Annotated in this window: 18 protein-coding genes; 13 read left to right on the top strand and 5 right to left on the bottom strand. The window is 41.4% G+C overall.

Annotated elements, in window-relative coordinates; translation table 11 throughout:
- Window positions 1-172: 172 nt before the first annotated feature.
- The 6 genes from BAE31_RS00930 to BAE31_RS00905 all read left to right on the top strand — a co-directional run bounded on the left by BAE31_RS00930 (window position 173) and on the right by BAE31_RS00905 (window position 6,942).
- Window positions 173-2,068 (top strand): PrkA family serine protein kinase, encoded by a 1,896-nt coding sequence (locus BAE31_RS00930; protein ID WP_024425326.1) that lies wholly within the window; start codon window positions 173-175, stop codon window positions 2,066-2,068.
- Between the two features lie 139 nt (window positions 2,069-2,207).
- On the top strand, window positions 2,208-3,371 hold the full coding sequence (gene yhbH / locus BAE31_RS00925; protein WP_076839162.1) for a sporulation protein YhbH: 1,164 nt from the start codon (window positions 2,208-2,210) through the stop codon (window positions 3,369-3,371).
- A 364-nt stretch (window positions 3,372-3,735) separates the two neighbouring features.
- Window positions 3,736-4,368: a biotin/lipoyl-containing protein gene (locus BAE31_RS00920; RefSeq protein WP_024425324.1), complete on the top strand. Its 633-nt coding sequence runs from the start codon at window positions 3,736-3,738 to the stop codon at window positions 4,366-4,368.
- 39 nt (window positions 4,369-4,407) lie between these two features.
- Window positions 4,408-6,027 (top strand): DHA2 family efflux MFS transporter permease subunit, encoded by a 1,620-nt coding sequence (locus BAE31_RS00915; protein WP_041109865.1) that lies wholly within the window; start codon window positions 4,408-4,410, stop codon window positions 6,025-6,027.
- Between the two features lie 17 nt (window positions 6,028-6,044).
- Entirely contained in the window at window positions 6,045-6,569 is a 525-nt protein-coding gene (locus BAE31_RS00910) for an NAD(P)H-dependent oxidoreductase (RefSeq protein WP_024425322.1), read from the top strand.
- 13 nt (window positions 6,570-6,582) lie between these two features.
- Entirely contained in the window at window positions 6,583-6,942 is a 360-nt protein-coding gene (locus BAE31_RS00905) for a hypothetical protein (RefSeq protein ID WP_024425321.1), read from the top strand.
- A 113-nt stretch (window positions 6,943-7,055) separates the two neighbouring features.
- On the opposite strand, the gene cspB is transcribed toward BAE31_RS00905, so the two are convergent.
- Together cspB and BAE31_RS00890 are read right to left on the bottom strand one after the other, a co-directional pair.
- Window positions 7,056-7,256: a cold shock-like protein CspB gene (gene cspB / locus BAE31_RS00900; RefSeq protein ID WP_008349061.1), complete on the bottom strand. Its 201-nt coding sequence runs from the start codon at window positions 7,254-7,256 to the stop codon at window positions 7,056-7,058.
- Between the two features lie 211 nt (window positions 7,257-7,467).
- A complete protein-coding gene (locus BAE31_RS00890) occupies window positions 7,468-8,559 on the bottom strand; it encodes a GGDEF domain-containing protein (RefSeq protein WP_041109867.1) in 1,092 nt (363 codons plus the stop codon).
- A gap of 97 nt (window positions 8,560-8,656) precedes the next feature.
- Between BAE31_RS00890 and BAE31_RS00885 the strand changes: the two genes are divergently transcribed.
- Window positions 8,657-9,037 carry a hypothetical protein gene (locus BAE31_RS00885; protein WP_076839161.1) on the top strand — a complete coding sequence of 127 codons (381 nt, stop codon included), beginning with the start codon at window positions 8,657-8,659 and terminating at the stop codon, window positions 9,035-9,037.
- 34 nt (window positions 9,038-9,071) lie between these two features.
- Here BAE31_RS00885 and BAE31_RS00880 read toward each other — a convergent pair whose 3' ends face one another.
- A complete protein-coding gene (locus BAE31_RS00880) occupies window positions 9,072-9,470 on the bottom strand; it encodes a spore coat protein (protein ID WP_076839160.1) in 399 nt (132 codons plus the stop codon).
- Window positions 9,471-9,621: 151 nt separating this feature from the next.
- Here BAE31_RS00880 and BAE31_RS00875 point away from each other — a divergent pair, with 151 nt between their 5' ends.
- Both BAE31_RS00875 and BAE31_RS00870 read left to right on the top strand, forming a co-directional pair.
- Window positions 9,622-10,128, top strand: coding sequence for a YhcN/YlaJ family sporulation lipoprotein (locus BAE31_RS00875; protein ID WP_029707565.1), 507 nt, complete (start codon window positions 9,622-9,624; stop codon window positions 10,126-10,128).
- A 156-nt stretch (window positions 10,129-10,284) separates the two neighbouring features.
- Window positions 10,285-11,160 (top strand): hypothetical protein, encoded by an 876-nt coding sequence (locus tag BAE31_RS00870; RefSeq protein WP_041110182.1) that lies wholly within the window; start codon window positions 10,285-10,287, stop codon window positions 11,158-11,160.
- A gap of 25 nt (window positions 11,161-11,185) precedes the next feature.
- Here BAE31_RS00870 and BAE31_RS00865 read toward each other — a convergent pair whose 3' ends face one another.
- Entirely contained in the window at window positions 11,186-11,830 is a 645-nt protein-coding gene (locus tag BAE31_RS00865) for a spore coat protein (protein ID WP_041109872.1), read from the bottom strand.
- A gap of 144 nt (window positions 11,831-11,974) precedes the next feature.
- Here BAE31_RS00865 and BAE31_RS00860 point away from each other — a divergent pair, with 144 nt between their 5' ends.
- The 3 genes from BAE31_RS00860 (at window position 11,975) to BAE31_RS00850 (ending at window position 18,958) form a co-directional block, all read left to right on the top strand.
- The gene (locus tag BAE31_RS00860) at window positions 11,975-15,355 is read left to right on the top strand and encodes a CheR family methyltransferase (protein WP_076839158.1); all 3,381 of its coding nucleotides are present in this window, start codon (window positions 11,975-11,977) and stop codon (window positions 15,353-15,355) included.
- A gap of 86 nt (window positions 15,356-15,441) precedes the next feature.
- Entirely contained in the window at window positions 15,442-18,345 is a 2,904-nt protein-coding gene (locus tag BAE31_RS00855; RefSeq protein ID WP_041109876.1) for a 5'-nucleotidase C-terminal domain-containing protein, read from the top strand.
- A gap of 46 nt (window positions 18,346-18,391) precedes the next feature.
- Window positions 18,392-18,958 (top strand): class D sortase, encoded by a 567-nt coding sequence (locus tag BAE31_RS00850; protein ID WP_041109878.1) that lies wholly within the window; start codon window positions 18,392-18,394, stop codon window positions 18,956-18,958.
- Window positions 18,959-18,995: 37 nt separating this feature from the next.
- Here BAE31_RS00850 and BAE31_RS00845 read toward each other — a convergent pair whose 3' ends face one another.
- A complete protein-coding gene (locus tag BAE31_RS00845) occupies window positions 18,996-19,904 on the bottom strand; it encodes an RluA family pseudouridine synthase (RefSeq protein ID WP_041109880.1) in 909 nt (302 codons plus the stop codon).
- A gap of 109 nt (window positions 19,905-20,013) precedes the next feature.
- Between BAE31_RS00845 and BAE31_RS00840 the strand changes: the two genes are divergently transcribed.
- Window positions 20,014-20,361 carry a DUF5365 family protein gene (locus BAE31_RS00840; protein ID WP_041109882.1) on the top strand — a complete coding sequence of 116 codons (348 nt, stop codon included), beginning with the start codon at window positions 20,014-20,016 and terminating at the stop codon, window positions 20,359-20,361.
- Window positions 20,362-20,655 lie beyond the last annotated feature (294 nt).

The raw sequence follows: 20,655 nt of genomic DNA, 5'->3' as shown, positions 1-20,655 counted from the left end.
GAAAATCATTTTTCTCCTATTTTTCCTTTATTATGAAGGGTCTTGCGGATGGTTGTCAATTCAGTTTGCCAATTCGTCATTTTGAAGAACAAAAGCATGTAATAGGACGCCTCCGCATAGATTGTAAAACAGTATCTGATTTCTAGCTTCAATCTTGAAAGAGGAGGTTCATATGGATATTTTAAAGAAAATCGAACAGCACAGAGAAGAAGAGCAGCGTCTCAAATGGGAAGGCACATTCAGCGATTATTTAGACATTATTAAGGAAAATCCACTTGTCGCTCAATCTGCTCATTCTCGCGTTTATCATATGATTAAAGACAGCGGGATTGAAGAGGAGAATGGGGTCAGAACCTACAAATTTTTTGATCAGGAGCTGTTTGGGTTAGAGGAATCACTCGAAAGATTAGTGGAGGAATATTTTCACCCTGCTGCCAAGCGGCTAGATGTCAGGAAGCGTATTTTATTACTGATGGGACCAGTAAGCGGGGGGAAATCGACGCTTGTCACTAGATTGAAAAGAGGACTTGAAGAATATTCACTGACAGATCATGGCGCAGTTTATGCGATCAAAGGCTGCCCTATGCATGAAGATCCGCTTCATCTCATTCCGCAAAATCTGCGGGAGGATTTCTATAGAGAATATGGGATTCGTGTGCAGGGGAATTTGTCGCCTCTGAACATGATGAGACTGGAAGAGGAATATGGCGGCAGAATTGAAGATGTAAGGGTCGAGCGGATCTTTTTCTCTGAAGATAAACGGACCGGTATTGGTACTTTTAGTCCGTCTGATCCGAAATCTCAGGACATTGCCGATTTAACAGGAAGCATCGATTTTTCAACCATTGCTGAATTTGGATCAGAGTCAGATCCCCGCGCCTACCGCTTTGATGGAGAACTCAATAAAGCAAACCGAGGGATGATGGAGTTTCAGGAGATGTTAAAGTGTGATGAGAAATTTCTCTGGCACCTCCTGTCATTAACGCAGGAAGGAAATTTTAAGGCAGGAAGATTCGCCTTAATTAGTGCAGATGAATTGATCGTCGCCCATACGAATGAAACCGAGTACCGGTCGTTTATTTCAAATAAAAAGAACGAGGCGCTCCATTCAAGAATTATTGTGATGCCAATTCCTTATAACTTAAAGGTCACAGAAGAAGAACGCATTTATCATAAAATGATTTCAGAGAGTGATGTCTCAGATGTGCATATTGCCCCGCATACGCTGAAGGTAGCAGCAATGTTCTCCATTTTGACGAGATTGAAAGAGCCGAAGCGTTCTGATATTGATTTGGTGAAAAAAATGCGTTTGTATGACGGAGAAAGTGTCGAAGGCTTCCAATCAGTCGACATTGATGAGATGAAAAAGGAATTTCATGACGAAGGGATGAGCGGAATTGATCCGCGGTATGTGATTAACCGAATTTCATCTACCATCATTCGAAAGAATATGGAATCGATCAATGCACTGGATGTCCTTCGCTCCTTAAAAGAAGGGCTCGATCAGCATCCGTCTATCTCCAGCGAGGACCGGGAGCGTTATTTGAATTTCATTTCAGTCGCGCGAAAAGAGTATGATGATATTGCGAAGAAGGAAGTGCAAAAGGCATTTGTGTATTCCTATGAGGAGTCTGCGAAAACGCTGATGGATAATTACTTAGATAATGTCGAGGCATACTGCAATAAAAACAAGCTGCGTGATCCGTTAACGGGTGAAGAAATGAATCCTGATGAAAAGCTCATGCGTTCAATTGAAGAGCAGATCGGTATTTCTGAAAACGCCAAAAAGGCATTTAGAGAAGAAATTCTAATTCGTATTTCGGCTTATGCGAGAAAGGGAAAACGCTTTGATTATAATTCGCATGAGAGATTGCGGGAGGCCATTCAGAAGAAGCTGTTTGCTGATCTAAAAGATGTGGTGAAAATCACGACATCGACGAAGACACCGGATGAACAGCAGCTGAAGAAGGTCAATGAAGTAGTGGCTAGATTAATTGATGAGCATGGCTATAATTCAACAAGTGCAAATGAACTTTTAAAATATGTAGGCAGTCTTCTGAATCGTTAATATATGAAGGAGGCATTATTGGCGCATCAGCACCGGTAATGTCTTTTTTAGAAATGATCGTCAACTTGGATGACGAGCAGCATAGGATAAAGGAATCGATGGTTAGAAGAATTGTGCAAATAGGTGAGGAGGGGGATGGATGTCCCGGCAAGAAAAAAGTCAGTTTATTGTGTCTCAGGAAGACTGGTCCCTCCATCGAAAAGGCTATGACGACCAGCAGCGTCATCAGAAAAAAGTCAAAGAGGCGATTAAAAACAATTTGCCGGATCTTGTCACAGAAGAAAGCATCATCATGTCGAATGGAAAAGATGTTGTGAAAATTCCGATCCGTTCATTAGATGAATATAAAATTCGGTATAACTACGACAAAAATAAACATGTGGGTCAAGGCGATGGAGACAGCGAGGTTGGCGATGTTGTTGCGCGTGACGGCTCAGACAGCAAGCAGGGTCAAGGAAAGGGGCAGGGTGCTGGAGATCAAGCTGGTGAGGATTATTACGAAGCAGAAGTCTCATTAATGGATCTCGAGAAAGCACTGTTTCGTGAACTAGAGCTGCCAAACCTCAAGCAAAAGGAGCTTGACGACATCATTGTTGAACAAATTGAGTTTAACGATATTCGCAAAACCGGGTTAACAGGAAATATCCACAAAAAACGAACGATGCTGTCGGCATTTAAACGAAATGCGATGACAGGCAGTCCTTCCTTTTATCCAATCTACCCAGAGGATATCAAGTATAAAACGTGGAATGAAGTGACCAAACCAGAGTCGAAAGCCGTCGTTTTGGCGATGATGGATACGAGCGGAAGTATGGGGCTTTGGGAAAAATATATGGCGAGAAGTTTTTTCTTTTGGATGACACGTTTCTTACGGACAAAGTATGAGACGGTCGATATTGAATTTATTGCCCACCATACAGAGGCGAAGGTGGTAGACGAAGAACATTTCTTCTCACGGGGTGAGAGCGGGGGGACCATTTGCTCGTCTGTCTATCGAAAGGCACTAGAGCTCATAGATGAACGATACCCGCCGTCGAGATATAATATTTATCCTTTTCACTTTTCTGATGGTGACAATTTGACCTCAGACAACGCCCGGTGTGTGAAACTTGTTTCTGAAATCATGAAAAAAGCCAATTTATTCTGTTACGGTGAGGTCAATCAATACAACCGGCATTCTACGTTAATGTCAGCATATAAGCACATTCAGGATGAGAAATTTAAGCATTATATTTTGAAGCAAAAATCAGACGTTTTTCTCGCACTAAAAAAATTTTTTCAGCAGGAAGAAGTTCATTCATAACGAGCACATTTGAAAAAACCTTTCAGCATAAGGGCTGAAAGGTTTTTTGTGTGGAGAAGGAAAGGATCGCCAAAAAAAAAGTAAAACTTTCTCTTTGACATTTCAATTTTCATTTATTAATATTTAATCTTGTTAAATATAAGTTTTTCAAAAAAGATGCCGATCGTCTTTTCTTCTTTTTCTGCTCTTTGCTCATAAGTGAACAATAAGTATAAATGGGCTGCACACCATGATAGGGGCGGGAGTAGATGAAGGGAAAAGGACAGATTGTTGAGCTTGTTTCATATTCTGTCAGATGATGGGCATTCTAAGTTTGCTAAAGCAGATGACACTATATTTTTATACATGAAAGGAGAAACAAAACATGAACAGAGGGCGTTTATTGCTAACGAACATTATTGGCCTTATTGTGATTCTTGCCATTATTGCCGGAGGTGCTTATTACTACTACGAAAGCACAAACTTTGTCAAAACAGATGAGGCAAAAGTGACAGGTGACATGTATCAAATTACAGCACCAGCAGCTGGACAAATCAAAGGCTGGGATATCAACGAAGGTGACGAAGTTGAAAAAGACAGCACAGTTGCAAAAGTTGAAGGACAAACAAAAACAAACATTAAAGCAGTGGCTGATGGCACATTAGTCAAAAAAGAAGTACAAAACAATCAACAAGTGCAGCCTGGTACAGTTCTTGGTGAAACAATTGATTTAAGCAAGCTTTACATCACAGCAAATATTAAAGAAACAGATATTAAAAACATTGAAAAAGGCGACAAAGTCGACATCGTTGTAGATGGAGATCCTGATACAACATTTGAAGGAACTGTTGAACAAATTGGTTATGCGACAAACTCAACATTCAATATGCTGCCAGCAACGAATTCAAGTGGTAACTATACAAAAGTAACGCAAAAAGTAGCAGTGAAAATTTCAATTAAAAATCCATCAGACAAAGTGCTTCCAGGTATGAATGCTTCTGTCAAAATTTCATCTTAATGATGATTGATATCAAAATATGAAAGGAGGTTGTCTGAGATGGCAAATCAACCTGCAGCGACAAAACAGGGAACAGGCTCCTTGTCTTTACTGATCATTTTAATGGCCGGTTTGTTCGTAGCGATTTTAAACCAAACGCTTTTGAACGTAGCCATGCCCCATTTAATGACAGAATTTAATGTGAGTGCAACGACGATTCAGTGGCTGACAACAGGCTACATGCTTGTCAACGGTGTGCTGATTCCGTTGTCTGCGTTTTTAATCACACGTTTTGGACAGCGCAGCTTATTCCTAGTGGCTATGATCTCTTTTACACTAGGTACATTTATTTGCGGTATTGCGCCAAACTTTTCAACGATGCTTATCGGCCGTTTGATTCAGGCTGTCGGCGGCGGTATCTTACAGCCGCTCGTCATGACAACAATCCTTTTTATTTTCCCTCCGGAAAACAGAGGGAAAGGAATGGGGATTTTTGGTCTTGCGATGATGTTTGCTCCTGCAGTAGGACCAACATTATCTGGTTACATTATTGAACATTATTCTTGGCGTATTATGTTTTATGGACTTGTGCCAATCGGTGCGATTGTCATTATCGCGGCTTTCTTTATGTTTAAAAATATTGTAGAGCCTAAAAAAATCAAGCTGGACAGTCTTGGTGCGATTCTTTCAATCGTCGGTTTTGCTTCCCTTCTATACGGAGTGAGTGAAGCAGGAAGTGATGGTTGGACAGATCCGATCGTCTTATCTACGATTATTATTGGTGCGATTGCGATCATTCTCTTTATTTTCCAACAGCTGAAAGCTGATAATCCAATGCTTGATTTCCGTGTATTTAAATACAGCATTTTCTCATTATCAAGTGTCATTAACATCATTATTACAGTTGCCTTATATACGGGGATGTTCTTACTTCCGATTTATCTGCAAAACCTCGTTGGGTTTACGGCATTGCAATCTGGGCTATTAATGCTTCCAGGGGCACTTGCGATGCTCATTATGTCCCCGATTTCAGGAATCTTATTTGATAAATTTGGACCTCGTCCGCTTGCCATTGTGGGGATGCTCATTACCGTTGTCACGACATATGAGTTTACAAGGCTGACCATTGATACTTCCTATAGTCACATTGTGCTCATGTATGCAGTACGTGCATTTGGTATGTCACTCTTGATGATGCCGGTTATGACAGCAGGGATGAACCAATTACCGCAGCACTTAAACAGCCATGGTACAGCGATGTCTAATACATTAAGACAAATTAGCGGTTCCATCGGTACGAGTTTGATCACAACGATTTATACGAATCGGACGACATTCCATTATTCCAATATGGCGGATCAAACAAATACAGCGGACCCGTTCTTTATGAATTCATTCCAGGCGGCTGTATCGAATGTGATGCATCATATGGGCATGACAGCAGAAGCTGCACAAAAATATGTATCCACCCAGCTCTTTACAAAAGCACAGGTTGATTCAAACGTGATGGGCATCAATGATGCTTACATGTGGGTGACATTATTCTGTGCGGCTGGTGTTATTCTCAGCTTGTTCCTGCGAGATGTTCGTAAGGATAAAAAGCGAAAAGAACAGCAGCATAAGAAACAAGAAATATCACTGCTTCCAGCACCTAAGGAAGCTAACCAAGATGCAAGATAAGTGTGGAGGGACCGTACATGAAAATTTATGTTGTATACGATAGTGAAGGTGACCATACAAAAGCACTTGCAGAAGCGATTGCAGCAGGCGCGGGTGAAACAGAGCAGGCTGAAGTATTCATTGATCACGTGAAAGATGCGGATATTCGCAAGCTCGATCAAATGGATGCGATCATTTGGGGCTGCCCTGGTCACTTTGGTACCATTAGTTCTGGGTTAAAGACATGGATTGACCGTCTCGGCTACTTATGGGCAGAAGGAAAACTAATCGATAAAGTCGGTGCTGTTTTCTGTACAACTGCTACAACACACGGCGGTTTAGAAATGACAATGCATAATTTGATCACACCAATGTTCCACCAAGGAATGCTTGTTGTCGGCCTTCCTGGAAATGTTCCAGAGAATGCTTTATACGGCTCTTACTATGGAGCTGGTGTGACATGTCCGATCGATTCAGATGAATTGATTTCGACTGAAGGCATTGAACTTGGAAAAGCACTAGGAAGACGTGTAGCATCAGTCACTGCATCATTTAAGCGATAAGGAGAGGGTTCTTTTGGCGACGATTATTGTAGCGTTAGTAGCTGCTGTTCTAGTCATTATTGGATTAGTAGCGTTCAATGTCAGACACGCATCAGCCGATAAGGAAGAGATCAAAGAAGATGTCTCCAATCAGCCTGACGTGCCGCATAGCGAGCCAGAAGCTGTGGCGAGACATGTAGAGCCTGAAGTTGAAAAAAAAGCGTCAGAGCCTTCTCAAACGGATGATGCTGCGTCTGGCGACGATTTCTATAGACAGGCGCTTCAAAAGTTTAAGCAGCCAGAACCACCTGTCAAAGAAGAAGAACCAGAGACAAAAATGAATGATGACATGTATCGTTCTGCTTTGCAGAAGCTAAAGCAGAAGGACAAATAAAAAAGAGAACCCCTCATCAGGTTCTCTTTTTTTATGGCACAAAAAAACCGCCGGCAGAAGCCGGGCGGTTTTCCTTCACTCTATAAAGTGCTAAAAGAGCAGATGCTCTTAAATTACGCTTTGTTAACGTTAGCAGCTTGTGGTCCACGGTTACCTTCAACGATTTCGAAAGAAACTGATTGACCTTCTTCTAAAGTTTTGAAGCCTTCGCCTTGGATAGCAGAGAAGTGAACGAATACATCGTCTTGACCTTCTACTTCGATGAATCCGAAACCTTTTTCAGAGTTGAACCATTTTACTTTACCTTCTAACATGAAATTTCCTCCTAAAGCGATCTTAACGCTTAAATTCACTATTCTTGCTCTTACACAAACTTCAAAGACGAAAACTCTTTCAAAACTTTCTTCTTAAAGATGATACGAACAAAAATAATTACCTTTACTTTACCAGTGTTTGCGGGAAAAAACAACTGTTATACGAAAACTTTTTTAAAAATAATTAGCGCTAACAAATTGAGGAAAATGCCTATGTCAAATGGTCTTTTTTTCTCTCTGAAAAGCTCACTTGATTTCGGCCAGACTCCTTCGCTTTATAGAGCTCCTGGTCAGCTATAATCGGTAATTGCTTGATGTCTGCACCAATTCCTTGAGAATAAGCACATCCAATTGATACCGTAGTGTGGATAGACAGACCGTTTTTTAAATAAATCGGCTGATCGGCTATTTTTTTTCGCAAGCGTTCTGCAATCTGCCATGTTTTTTCAATTGTACAATTTGGTAGAAGGACAGCGAATTCTTCACCGCCAATCCGACCAATATAATCAGAGCTTCTTGTGTTTTTAATCAGCCTTGTACCGATTTCTTTTAAAACAATATCTCCCTCATGATGCCCATATTGATCATTGATGGTTTTAAAGTAATCGATGTCTAGGTAAATAAGGGACATTTGATGGATAGGCTGCTTCAACTTTTTAGTAAAAGCATCACTTAATACCTCATCGAACTTCCGTTTATTTAAAACACCTGTTAAAAAGTCATAATGAGCCTGGAATTTATACAAATTTAACAGCTGATATGCTTTTGTTTGATGCTCAATGACATAAAAGTTAAACAATCCAGCAATATATGAGAAAATCCAATAAGTAGAATGCAGCTGAAATGATGTCTCATGCACGATCAAGATGAACAGGCTTGTGGCAACCACATTACCAATCGTAATGGATAACAGCATTTTCACAACATGATTCATATGACGCTCTGCAATCAAAAAAGAAGCGGCTGCGATAAACATCATGGAAAAAATATTGATGGAAGAAGCGATATTGGCATCAATTAATAATCGGCCAATGATCACAACAAAAGCTGCAATCATTGTTTGGGCGATGCCTCCATAAAAGGCCGTTAAAATAAGGGGAATATGTCTTAAATCGATGATCGCTGGTCCTGTTTTAATAGAGAAGAACATTAAAAGGACACCGAGTAACCCAGAAAGCATGCCTTTGCATATTTGTCTGAGCAAGGTATCTTCTTTCTTCAGAAAATTCTCTTTAAACACAAGTATAAATAAGTAATGGAAAGTGACAAGAATTGTTAAATTAATAAAGAGGTCTCTTAGCAAAATAGAATCACCTTTTTAAAATTACTAAAATTTGTTGCAAAAGAAAAGGGGAAAAAAGATAATTAATAAAAATTTTAATGATGAGGAATTGAAGAAAATGCGAGGAAAACGCTTTCCAGATCAAACGGACTGGCTTTCTTTTTTTGAAAAAATGCCAGATGCCGGATTTGAAAAAGAAATGCCGGTTGAATATCAAGATTTGACTTTTCGGTTCGAGAATCAGGAGGAGCGATTTGTTGTGAACATGTCGCTTGCTATGAAGGAGTTTAGCTTAAACGTCGTTCGAAAAAAGACCGAATCCGTTTTAGGAATATATGATTTTAAAACAGTGCAGCATGCAGAAATAAAAAAAGATCGAAAGGAAGAAAAGGAGCTTTTACTGATATTAGAGCATCATGACGACTTCATCACAACTATCGAAATCACATTTCTACCTTCCTTTTGTCTTATGGTCAAAGAACATTTTTCAGGAGAATAAACAGGAGCCTCTTTTTATGAAGGCTCCTGTTTTATTATTTGTGCTCGATGTCATTGATGACTTGCTGGATCGATTCATCATCCATCACATTCATCACACTTTCATCAATGTGAAGAGATTGCGCATAAGACTCTCTTGGCTGATGAGTTCTTGATGGTGATTGGTGCTGGCTCGTTTGATTTGGCTGGACAGCTGTGAATGCCTCCTTGATCATTTGGCCAACTTCACCTGTTCCTTTTGATTCCTTATGTGAGTGGGACTCATGGCGAGATGAGTTTTGGTGCTGATGGTTTGCGTCTTTCATCATTGAAGACATATTCATTTGTGTCATGCTTTTCAGTCTTCTTCGTAAAACCGGGGAGAATAATGCAATGATTGCTGTTGATACTGCGATCATTGCGCCAGTGCTCATACCTTTTCTTTTTTTAAACAAACGAATCCCTCCATTTGATCGTGATGATCTTTCATCAAGTTTAGGATGACCAATCACAGCTGAATTATGAATTCATTTTGCGGAAAGAGAGGATATGTGCATAAAAAGCCGGCTGGATGAAAAACCTATGAGCAAAAGGAGGGAATAATTGATGAATAAGAAATGGATGCTATCTTTACTGCTCGTGCCAACATTAATCACCGCTGGGTGTGGAATGAACAACCAAGGCGATGAGCGTAGAGGAACAATGAAAAGGCAGTATGAAAATGTCACATATAAGAATGACAACATGAGACAGGATCAGCAAGATGTTCAAACACCTCAGAAGGTCAAAGTGGCAGATAAGGCGTCAGAGCTTGTAGCCAATATGTCTGAAGTGAAGACAGCAAACGTGCTTGTCACAGGGAAAAATGCATTTGTTGCCGTTGTACTTGAAGGCAATAAAAGCGGTGATGTGACGGACGATCTGAAAAAGAAAATTTCAGACAAAGTCAAATCAACGGATCAACAAATCGACAACGTGTATGTATCTGCTAATCCAGACTTTGTCGATCGTATGCAAGGTTACGGAAAACGTATTAAAAGCGGAGAGCCAATTTCAGGATTTTTCGATGAATTTACTGAAACGGTTAGACGTGTCTTCCCTGAATCAAAATAGCTACGACAAAAGCCGTATGTCATATGCGGCTTTTTTGTTTGGAACCGCACCTCGCGCACCTGACTGCATAAAGTAAAAAATATATCACCTCTTGTTGATCTTTGTTTCTTCATAGAGAGAGAAAGAGGGTGCAGGATGAATTCAGGTGGGGAGCAAATGAAAGCAGGGCCGTCATTGATTCATAAGAAACTTGTAAGCGGGATGATTGCAGCAGGTTTGATTTTTTATGCTTTCACCGCGTACTTGATTTATGTTGCGTTTCAGCTGACAGGACAATATTTAGAGCAGCAGTCTTCTCCTAAAACGATTATCACGGAGGGACTCAATAAGCAAGTCTATGAACATATTCGAATCTACTATGCAGAGGAAGAGGATGCTTTTGTTGATCTGACCATAGAGGCCATGAAACAGGCAAAGAAGAGGACAGCGTCAGTGTTTCAATTTGAAGCTGACAGACCTTTAGACGTTATTTATTTTGATGATAAAGAGACGATCGAACAAATCGCTGGTATCAAGCATATTACGGGATTTTACTCCGATCATGATCAAATGATTGGGTTATATCCAGATAAACGGGAAGCATTATTGAAGAAAGAGACACTGCCTTTATACTTTTTCAATACGCTTTTTATTCATGAGTATGCTCATTTTGTTTTCTATGAAAAGGTCCATTCATATGAAGTATCTCCAGGCATTTTTCCGCTTTGGTTCCACGAAGGAACAGCAGAGTGGACGGCCTATGACGTGTTAAATGCTACGTCTGAACGCTTCGACGTGATTCCTTTTCAATCTCTTCATTCTGATCAAGACTGGCAGAACTCCCGGGTGACATATGAGACAGATGTCTATTTACAAAGCTACTATATAATCTATGAGCTGGTGCAGCTTTACGGACGAGACATCATACATGAGATCATGGAGGAAACTGCAAAAACGGGCCAATTTGCTAGCGGCTTTGAACAGGCGACGGGGGAGAGGCTCACAGATTTTGAAGAACAGTTTAAAGTGATGTACCAAAGAAAAAACGGTTGACCAGAGAAGGGGGTCAGCCGTTTTTTTAATGAAGAGGCTTTTGTTGATCGGCCTTGCTAGAAGGCATTTGAACCTGCCCCTGAAGCGGTGCAAAAGCTGACGTCATGGCTGTCATATCTTGTTTGGAAAGCTGAGGAACTTGATAGTAGCCATGCTTGTTTTGATACAAGAAAATTTCATAGGCCATTTCGATAAAGTTCGGAATCTGCGCAGCAAGCACACGTCTGACAACAGGATTTGTTACTTCTAATGCGGACATAGAAAGTAACCCAGCGTGTGATTTGACTAGGCTGAGCATATGTCCTGTGATGCCTAAGTCTTTTACATCCTGTAATGATTGATTCGGCTTCTTCGGCTGAGAAGGTTTGATTCCGTATGTCACTTGTGTGTGTTCTTTCATCATATAAGTAGCGGTTTCTTCACTAGGCTTTTGGCCTGTAGAAAAACAATCTACAGTGACATTGTACTGGGATAAAACGAATTGATATTGTCGATCCAGGATGTCGGATAATGCAGGATCTTGAATAAATTGCCGCAGGATCATATATTGATCCAAAATATTAATCGTGCCGGCTAAAATTTCATGTAAATCGAATAACTCATGCCCGCCATGGTTGAGTTCAGGCTGCTGAGCGTTTCCTTGAAACATTGGCTGTTGATCGTTTTGCATTGAGATTCCTCCTTTTGTTTATACAATCTGTTTTAATGTGAGGATGTTTTCACGTTTTCATGCAAAAAACATTATTTACAATTAGAGGGTTTTCTTTCTTTTTGTCGAAAAAAAGTATCAGACGAATGAACATGGGGGTACCAGATGCAGGACAAAATCATTAATCGTTTGATAGAAGACGAACATGTGCAGGCACCAGTGATCGGCATCGGTGTTTCGCCGTTTGAACAGCATCATCTTGAGGCTTTTTTTCAATCGTTGCCACCTGAATTAAATGCCTCTTTTATTGTTGTGCAAAATCATGTGACAGGCGATTGTATCACAGATTTAGAAGCACTTGTTTTACCGATTGGCTACCGGGCAAAAACGATTAAACATGGTGAGAAAGTCATGAAGAAGACCATCTATTTTTGTCCGCAGCATGCGGCTGTGACGTTAACAGAAGATCATCGGCTTCATGTATCAGAGCAGCTGCCAACAAACAAGGCATGCTCTGTCGACTCGCTTTTTAAGTCACTTGCCAGTGTTCAAAAAGAAGAAGCGTTTGCGATCTTTTTTCAAAAAGGTCATTGTGTGGGGAGTGGATTGCTTCGGTTGGTTGAGCAAGGCGGTACAGCCTTATCATGCAGTGAGGTAGAGAGTGGTTTTGACAGCATGTATCATCACACATTCAAAAATCCATCCACCCTTGCAGCTTATATGGCCAATATCATCAATGTCCCGTATGTGGATGAGACGGATCCAGCTTTACTAAGAATCATTGAACGTCTCGAAATGTATAAAGGGATTGCCTTTTCAACCTATGAAAAGAAAAGGCTGCTTTCTGTTATTCAAAAACGCATGCGCACTGCAAACGAACCGATGTCATTATTAACAGAGTACGATCGTTTATTAGAAAGAGAACCAGATGAGCTTGACCGACTGCATGCCCAGCTCCTAAGCGGCACGACTGCTTTCTTTAGAGATATGGAGGCTTTTCGAGTATGTGAACAGAAGGTGATCCCGTCAATCATTGACCATTCGATGAACAACGGGAAATCTCGATGCCGAATTTGGATTGCGGGATGTTCGACAGGGGAAGAAGCTTATTCTTTTACGATTTTATTTTTAGAAGAAATGAAGCGAAGAGATGTGTCCATTGAACTTCAAGTCTTTGCGACAGATATCAACCGAAAAGCCATTCAAATAGCTAGTAAAGGTCTTTACTCGATAGAGTCTATGGCAAGCATACCGGAAAAATGGCGGGCGCGATATTTCGAAAAAAAAGGTGACGCTTTTATTGTGAAGCAGTCGCTTAGAAAACATATTGTTTTTGCTCCTCACAATTTATTGATTGATTCACCTTTTATCCACCTCGATTTTATCAGTTGCCGAAATGTTCTGATGTACTTTGAGCCAGAAGTACAAAAACGAGTATTATCCCGATTCCAATATGCTTTAAAAGATCAAGGGGTGTTAATCTTAGGGCCAAATGAAACTGTTCCTAATATTCCTCGATTGTTTCAATTGTTCAATGAAAAGTGGAACATTTACACCTATTCAAATGTTCCTGCATCTAGTGTCCCTTGGGTATATGACGCTCGTGATGCCGAGTTAAAAAAGCGAGCTGCACAATATATGGAAGAAGTGAGCGAAGAATATGACGCATGCATGGTGATCAATGATTGTGACAAAATTCTGGCGATGTCAAATGGGGCCTATTCCTTCTTAGACCATGCAGAGGTGTCAGATCAATCATGTGAATATGTCACACCTGATTATTTGAAAGAGATGTTGAGTCAAACCTTTCAAAAGGTGTGGACAGACGAGACAGAGCTGGTGTTTCAGCATGTCCTCATTTCGGAAAAAGGAAAAAAGCAGTATGCGGATTTTATTGTAAAGAGTTTTGATCACCGTTTTAAAGGGGTATACGTCATTCTCATTCGAATGAATGAGAGAGGGAAAATTCAAAAGAACAGCAGGGAAAAAGGGATGCCAGATCAGAATTCAGTTTATCAGCAGCGTATTGTCGATTTAGAAAATGAACTCAATGAAATTAAACAAAAGGAGCAGGAGGCAAGGGCTCAATTAAAAGTGAAAAACACGCAAATAGCGGAGCTTGAGAAAAAACATGAACATTTTATTAATATCATAAACAACTTAAGGGTAACAAGGGAAGAACTGTATAGACCTTCTGTTAAGCCTCAGCTTGCGACGTTGTTTGTGGACCGGGACATGAATATTCGCTATTACACTCCTACAGCCGCCTCTTTATTTACTTCAGCTCAAATAAGGCAACAGCAATCCTTTCAGGCGATGGCTAAGAAGCTTACGCAGGAAACGCTCTATCATGACATACAATCGGTTATCTCGGACAGGCGCGTCATCGAACGAGAAATTGAAACGAATGAAGGAGAACAATTCACTGTTCACATCACACCTATCTTTGACCAAGATCATGAGGGAGCGGTGATGACGTGGATTAAAATGACGGAAATGACAAAAATCAAACAGTCACTCCATCTAGCGATAACAGCCCTGGATAATAGCCATATCCATATTGTTGTTGCAACTGAGGAAGGGGTCATCCAATGCGTGAATCAGCGTTTTTGCCAGTTTGTACAGCAGCATGAATATGACCTGATCGGCAAAGATATTTTTTCTGTCTATCATTCGCTGTGTCAATGTGATGATTTAGAAAAGCAATGGGACGTTTGTTTAAAAGAAGGCAGCTGGACTGGTGAGCTGTACTTTCAGGATTTATCAGGCCGTGAACGATGGGAGAGGGTCTCTTTACACCGAATTGATGATCCTGACAAAATGCAGTCAACCGTGATGCGGATTTCAGAGGACATTACCAATCAAAAGCAGTCAGAGAAGATGCTGATGAAGTCAGAGATGCTGTCCGCAGTTGGTCAGCTTGCAGCCGGCATCGCCCATGAGATACGGAACCCGCTGACGTCGTTAAAGGGATTTTTACAGCTGATGATTCAAAGTAAGAAATATCAGAAGGATTATGCAGATGTGATGATGTCTGAATTTAATCGGCTTGAAGCGATTATTAATGAATTCCTTGTGCTCTCTAGAAGCAAATCGGTGAAATTTGAGCCGGTACATGTCAATCTTCTGCTCGAAGAAGTGATCATGGTCGTTGAATCACAGGCGGTTTTAAAAGGCGTGTCTATTCAGAAGAATTTGTCTCCGTCGCTGCCAAACATTCAAGGTATACCGAATGAGCTGAAACAAGTTTTCTTAAACATTCTTAAAAACGGTATTGAAGCGATGGATGGTGTGACAGGTGTTATTCAAGTCACATCCGTATTGGAACATAATCAGATGATGCTGATCTTTGAAGACCAAGGAAAGGGCATACCAGAAGACGAAATAGGGAAACTGGGTGAACCTTTTTATACAACGAAAGAAAAAGGGACTGGCCTTGGTTTAATGATGACGATTAAAATTATTGAAAGCCATGGCGGCAGCATTCGTTTTGAAAGCAAAAGCTTTGAGGGGACACGAGTGATTATTACGTTTCCAATGAGCTGACAGACATAAGATTTACAAGAAATCCATCTACCATCAATATTTACTTAGTACACTATGAGAGATAAAGCTCGGAAGGGGAGGGTCTAATGAAACGTGTTCGATCCATTCGAATGATCTGCTGTCTGGTTTTAGTGATCTTTAGTCTGCAATCCTTACTGCCTAGCATGATCACAGCAGAACAAGCCATTGCGTCTGAAAAGAAGGAAACGGTTTGGAACCAAAAGAAGTCAATGAAAATCAAGAAAGCCCGTCAACTGATCGGAGAGACGGTGACGGTGAGTGGAATTGTGACAGCAGACCAATCGGCTATAGGCAATGGGAAACTGTCAACGTACATTCAAGACAAATCAGCTGGAATCAATATTTATTCAGCACAGCCCAACAATTTCCCAGAACTAAAAGCAGGCATGAAGGTGACAGTAACGGGGAAGATCACGTCTTATAAAGGACTGATTGAAATTGTGCCGGATCGAGACCGTCTGAAGATCGATGGTGTGAATCAAACTTTGCCAAAGCCGAAGCGAGTCTCCGTGAAACAACTAGAAACGGATCAGGCACGTAAACATGAAGGAAAACTTGTGAAGGTCAAAGGCTATGTTGAATCAAAACCAGAGCAGCCGGCTGGCGGAGGATACAATGTCGTGATCATTGATAAAAAATATCACAGCACCATCCTTAGAGTGATGGTGGATACAAGTGCCATTGATGAAGTAAAGACAGGGAAATGGTATGAGTTTACAGGAGTGTTAAGCAGATATGATACGCTGCAGGTGCTTCCAAGACACAAGGGTGATGTCAGTCTGCTGAAACGCCAGCCAAAGCCGCCAAAAATGAAGAAAGAATACGAGGCAACGGTTGACCGGGTGGTAGATGGAGATACGATTCATTTAAAGAAGCCTGTGCTTGGTACAACAAAGGTGCGTTTTGTGAATATGGACACGCCGGAAACGTACCATAAGCCAAAAAATGAATTAGATCAAAACCAGCTGCGTTTTGGACAGAAGGCGGCCGACTATTTAAATACGCTTCTTTCAAGCGGAGATAAAGTCACATTAAAGATTGGTCCTGAAGCGAAGGACGGCTATGGACGTCTTTTAGCTCAAGTGAAAACCAAAAAAGGGGTCAATACGAATTTAGAGCTTGTGAAAAAAGGATATGCCCCTACGTATTTCATCTGGCCGGTTGGAGATGAAAAGGACTATCAGATGTTCCAAAAAGCTGTCAAAGAGGCAAAACAAAAAGGGCTGGGCATATGGAACGAAGCGGACCCGCTGCTGGAACAGCCGTTTGAATTTAGGGCACGTGAACAGAAAAAAGGACTGACACGCTACGTTGGTGATTCATCAGCGAAAACGTACGTATCGCCTGGCAGCTGGAAAGAAATCGCTGTAGATAAACGCATCTTTTTTGCTTCAAAAGAAGAAGCAGAACGGGCTGGCTATCAGCCGGCAGAGAAAGCTGGGGAAGTCCCATTAACCATTTTAAGCATGAATGATTTACACGGAAAAATTGATCAACAATACGAGCTGGATCTAAAAGGTGATGGCAACAAAGGAACGTATGGACGGATGGATTATGTGGCGGCTTATATGAAACAAAAACAAGCAGCCCACAAAAATACGATCACAGTCCACGCCGGAGATATGATTGGCGGCAGCTCTCCAATATCGTCGCTTCTGCAGGATGAACCAACGGTTGAACTCATGGAGAACATAGGCTTTGATGTTGGCACGGTCGGCAACCATGAATTTGATGAAGGGGTGGACGAGCTATTACGTATCATAAATGGCGGAGATCATCCTAAAGGCACAAAGGGATATGACGGACAGAATTTTCCGCTTGTTTGTGCAAACTGTGAATACAAGGATACAGGTAAACCCCTTTTACCTGCTTATGAAATCATGGATGTCGAGGGAATTCCTGTAGCATTTATCGGTGTTGTGACAAAGTCAGCCGCAGGAATGGTGATGCCAGAAGGGATTAAAGACATTCAGTTTACAGATGAAGTCAAAGCCGTAAATGAAGCCGCGAAGGAATTAAAACAAAAAGGGATCAAAGCCATTGCGATCTTAGCTCATATGACGGCCTCTCAAAATGGAGATACCATCACTGGAGAAAGTGCGAAGCTGGCCAAAGAAGGCGATGATGAAATTGATGTCATCTTTGCGGGGCATAATCACGAAGTGGTAAACGGAGAGGTCAATGGGAAATTAATTGTTCAAGCCTTTGAATATGGGAAGGCCATTGGCGAGGTCAATGCAACACTTGACCGCAAAACGAAGGATATTGTCAAAAAGAGTGCAACTATCCAGTATGTAGACCAGTCTGGTATTGAAAAGGACAAGGAAGCAGCCGGCATCTTGGCTCATTACGGGAAAGAAGTTGAGCCGATTATTAGTGAGGTAGTTGGAGAAGCTGGTGTCAAAATGGAAGGCGGCTATTCAAATGATGGAGACACGCCGCTCGGTAATTTGATTGCTGATGGTATGAGGTATTCTATGAAAAGTGATTTTGCCATGATGAATGGCGGCGGCATCAGGCAAAACCTTGAAAAAGGGCCGATTACGTGGGGAGATCTGTTTAATATTCAGCCTTTTGGCAACGTCTTAGTTAAACTTGAGATTAAAGGGAAAGACTTGGCTGAGATCATTGAAGCGCAAATTTCTCCTCAATTTGGACCAGATTATAGCATTTCGGGCTTTTCATATTCCTATGATCCGGTAACATATAAAGTAGTCGACTTAAAGCTGCCAGATGGATCAAACGTTGCGCTCGATCAAACATATACACTCACGGTGAATAACTTTATGGCAACTGCAACTGGCAGTAAGTATGCACCGATAGGAAGGCTGGGGAAAAATCCTGAAACAGGTCCAGAGGATTTAGAAGCCACTGTCGCTTTTGTGAAGAGCTTTGAAGGAGCTTCCATTGTGTATCAAAAAGAGGGACGCATTCAAAAAGCAAAACAAGAAGAAAAAGCAGCAAGCTAAAGAGCGTATCATCTAAGAGGAATGTAACAGGTAAAGGAGTTTAAGCATGAAAAAGTGGCTTGCACTTACTGTGATGACAGCAGGAATTGTCTTGCTAGGCTGGGGAATTTGGCAAATCGCCTCTACGCACCTTCAAACAGCACAATCATTAGAAGACGCGAAGAAAGCGGTAGCGGACGATCAAAGGATATCAAAGAAGCAGTTTTCTCCTGAAGTGGGGAAAGCCTCTGGCATTCTGACGATTCCGAAATTAAAAGCAGACCTTCCCATTGTCGAAGGGACAGATGCGGATGATCTTGCCAAAGGAGTCGGGCATTACAAAGGCAGTTATTACCCTGATCAAAAGGGACAAATCGTCCTATCTGGCCATCGTGACACGGTATTTCGTCGAACAGGTGAATTGAATATTGGCGATCAGCTGAAAATCACTGTGCCGTATGGTGAGTTTGTTTATAAAATCACACATACGAAAATCGTGGATCAGCATGATACATCCATTATTACTTTGCAGAATAAAAAGGAAGAGCTGTTGTTAACGACATGCTATCCATTTCATTTCGTCGGCAATGCACCAGAGCGGTACATTATTTATGCCAAAAGAGCATCTGGCTAATGAAGAAAGAGCCTGCTTATCAAAAGCAGGCTCTTTTTTAATGAATGATCTCGTCCATGAGCTGAGCCATATCTAGTGGAAGCGGTGCTTCTATGCTCAGTTGCTCACCTGTAAAAGGATGTGTCATGTCTACTTGTTTGGCGTGAAGAGCGCATCTGTTGATATAAGCGCGAGCGCCGCCATAAAGTGAATCCCCGGCTAAAGGATGCCCGAGACTGCTAAGATGGACACGAATTTGATGTGTTCTTCCCGTCTCAAGTTGCAGCTTAACAGCTGTCATTTGCAGGCGTTTATTGATGTCCATAACCTGAAAGTGAGTGACAGCACTTTGACCAGTAGGAGAGATTCTGCGTCTGACGGCATGATGCTTGTCACGGCCGATCGCTGCCTCGATAGTTCCTTTCTTTTTCTTGAAAAGTCCTTCTGCGATAGCGATGTAGGTTCGGCTGATCGTTTTTTTAGAAAGCATTTGATCAAGCACAGCATGAGCTAATCTGTGTTTGGCAAAAATGACCGTGCCGCTTGTGTCTTGATCGAGTCTGTGAATATGTCTCACTCGCTTTTCCTCGCCATTTGCTTGAAAATGAAAGGCCACAAGGTTTGCTAGTGTGCCTGTTTGTCCCTTTTCATTCGGATGCGTTGGTCGTCCAGCGGGCTTTTGTACAATCAATAAGTGCTCGTCCTCAAAGAGCACCTCTAATTCACCATATTCTGGCGTCACATCACTTTCTTCCGTTTCAAATAAATCGATCAGGATGTGATCGCCTGTACTGACTTTTGCCGCGTGATGGGCAGGCTTTTGATTTAAACGTATTTTTTGATGCTCCATCCAAAAATGGATAATCGGTTTTGAGGCCGACACGGCTGTTTTTAAAAACTGACTCAGTGAAGTGTCATGATCGTGCTCACCTGCTTTTAGCGAGAGCGTGTGTCCGTTAATGTTCATGATATCCGTTCCTTTCTTTGGGTATATATAGGAAACACTTACCTTGGCGAACGCCTTTTTTTCTGTGCTATTCTGAATGGAGAAATAACGACAGAGAGGTAGATGCCACGTGAGAATAATGAAAGCTGCGACAGACATGCAAGAGCAGGCAATTGAAGAAATATCAAAGGATGTTGAAGATCTTCTATCCCATGCTGTCGGTGAAAACCCAGCTGCGCGTCAACAAGAACGCCCGCTGACCTTTGTTGAAGGGGTTTATAACGGAACGATGGACGATGCTTTTCGTATTTTATCGGGACTTCAGCTATTACATACCATTATTGTAAAACCTAAACGCCATATTACAAAGCGTGATCGTGAGCTATTCGAGCGAAATCGTGATCAGGTCAATGCATGCGGCTTTTCTTTTCCGTTTGATTTAGACGATTTTGCCAGCCGCCGTCTTCAAAATGCGTAAAAGTTGGTGTGAACTTCCTTGTTAACTTACAAGGCTGCCGCACATACTATTTTTAAGGGAACGGAGAAACCTTAAGATCTGTAATACCAAACCCGCTCTTTTTCAACATTGCCTATTTCTCCACGAATCGGAGCGCTTGGACCTCTTGCAGAATAAACCGAACACGGGTAGGAGCCTGACAAAATGGTACAGGCTCCTTTTATACATAATGATTTTAGCAGACATTCATCTTTGAAAGTCAATTTTATTCACGATATGATAGCATTGAGTATCATATTAAAGACTTTCGTAAAA

Source organism: Bacillus sp. I-2 (genome assembly GCF_001974945.1).
Lineage (GTDB): Bacteria > Bacillota > Bacilli > Bacillales > Bacillaceae > Bacillus > Bacillus safensis.
This window is presented reverse-complemented; position numbering and strand designations above follow the sequence as displayed.

Excerpts from the sequence above, each read along its gene's own strand:
- BAE31_RS00930 (WP_024425326.1), top strand. The coding sequence starts at position 173 with ATGGATATTTTAAAGAAAATCGAACAGCACAGAGAAGAAGAGCAGCGT.
- yhbH (WP_076839162.1), top strand. The coding sequence starts at position 2,208 with ATGTCCCGGCAAGAAAAAAGTCAGTTTATTGTGTCTCAGGAAGACTGG.
- BAE31_RS00920 (WP_024425324.1), top strand. The coding sequence starts at position 3,736 with ATGAACAGAGGGCGTTTATTGCTAACGAACATTATTGGCCTTATTGTG.
- BAE31_RS00915 (WP_041109865.1), top strand. The coding sequence starts at position 4,408 with ATGGCAAATCAACCTGCAGCGACAAAACAGGGAACAGGCTCCTTGTCT.
- BAE31_RS00910 (WP_024425322.1), top strand. The coding sequence starts at position 6,045 with ATGAAAATTTATGTTGTATACGATAGTGAAGGTGACCATACAAAAGCA.
- cspB (WP_008349061.1), bottom strand. The coding sequence starts at position 7,256 with ATGTTAGAAGGTAAAGTAAAATGGTTCAACTCTGAAAAAGGTTTCGGA.
- BAE31_RS00885 (WP_076839161.1), top strand. The coding sequence starts at position 8,657 with ATGCGAGGAAAACGCTTTCCAGATCAAACGGACTGGCTTTCTTTTTTT.
- BAE31_RS00875 (WP_029707565.1), top strand. The coding sequence starts at position 9,622 with ATGAATAAGAAATGGATGCTATCTTTACTGCTCGTGCCAACATTAATC.
- BAE31_RS00870 (WP_041110182.1), top strand. The coding sequence starts at position 10,285 with ATGAAAGCAGGGCCGTCATTGATTCATAAGAAACTTGTAAGCGGGATG.
- BAE31_RS00865 (WP_041109872.1), bottom strand. The coding sequence starts at position 11,830 with ATGCAAAACGATCAACAGCCAATGTTTCAAGGAAACGCTCAGCAGCCT.
- BAE31_RS00860 (WP_076839158.1), top strand. The coding sequence starts at position 11,975 with ATGCAGGACAAAATCATTAATCGTTTGATAGAAGACGAACATGTGCAG.
- BAE31_RS00855 (WP_041109876.1), top strand. The coding sequence starts at position 15,442 with ATGAAACGTGTTCGATCCATTCGAATGATCTGCTGTCTGGTTTTAGTG.
- BAE31_RS00850 (WP_041109878.1), top strand. The coding sequence starts at position 18,392 with ATGAAAAAGTGGCTTGCACTTACTGTGATGACAGCAGGAATTGTCTTG.
- BAE31_RS00845 (WP_041109880.1), bottom strand. The coding sequence starts at position 19,904 with ATGAACATTAACGGACACACGCTCTCGCTAAAAGCAGGTGAGCACGAT.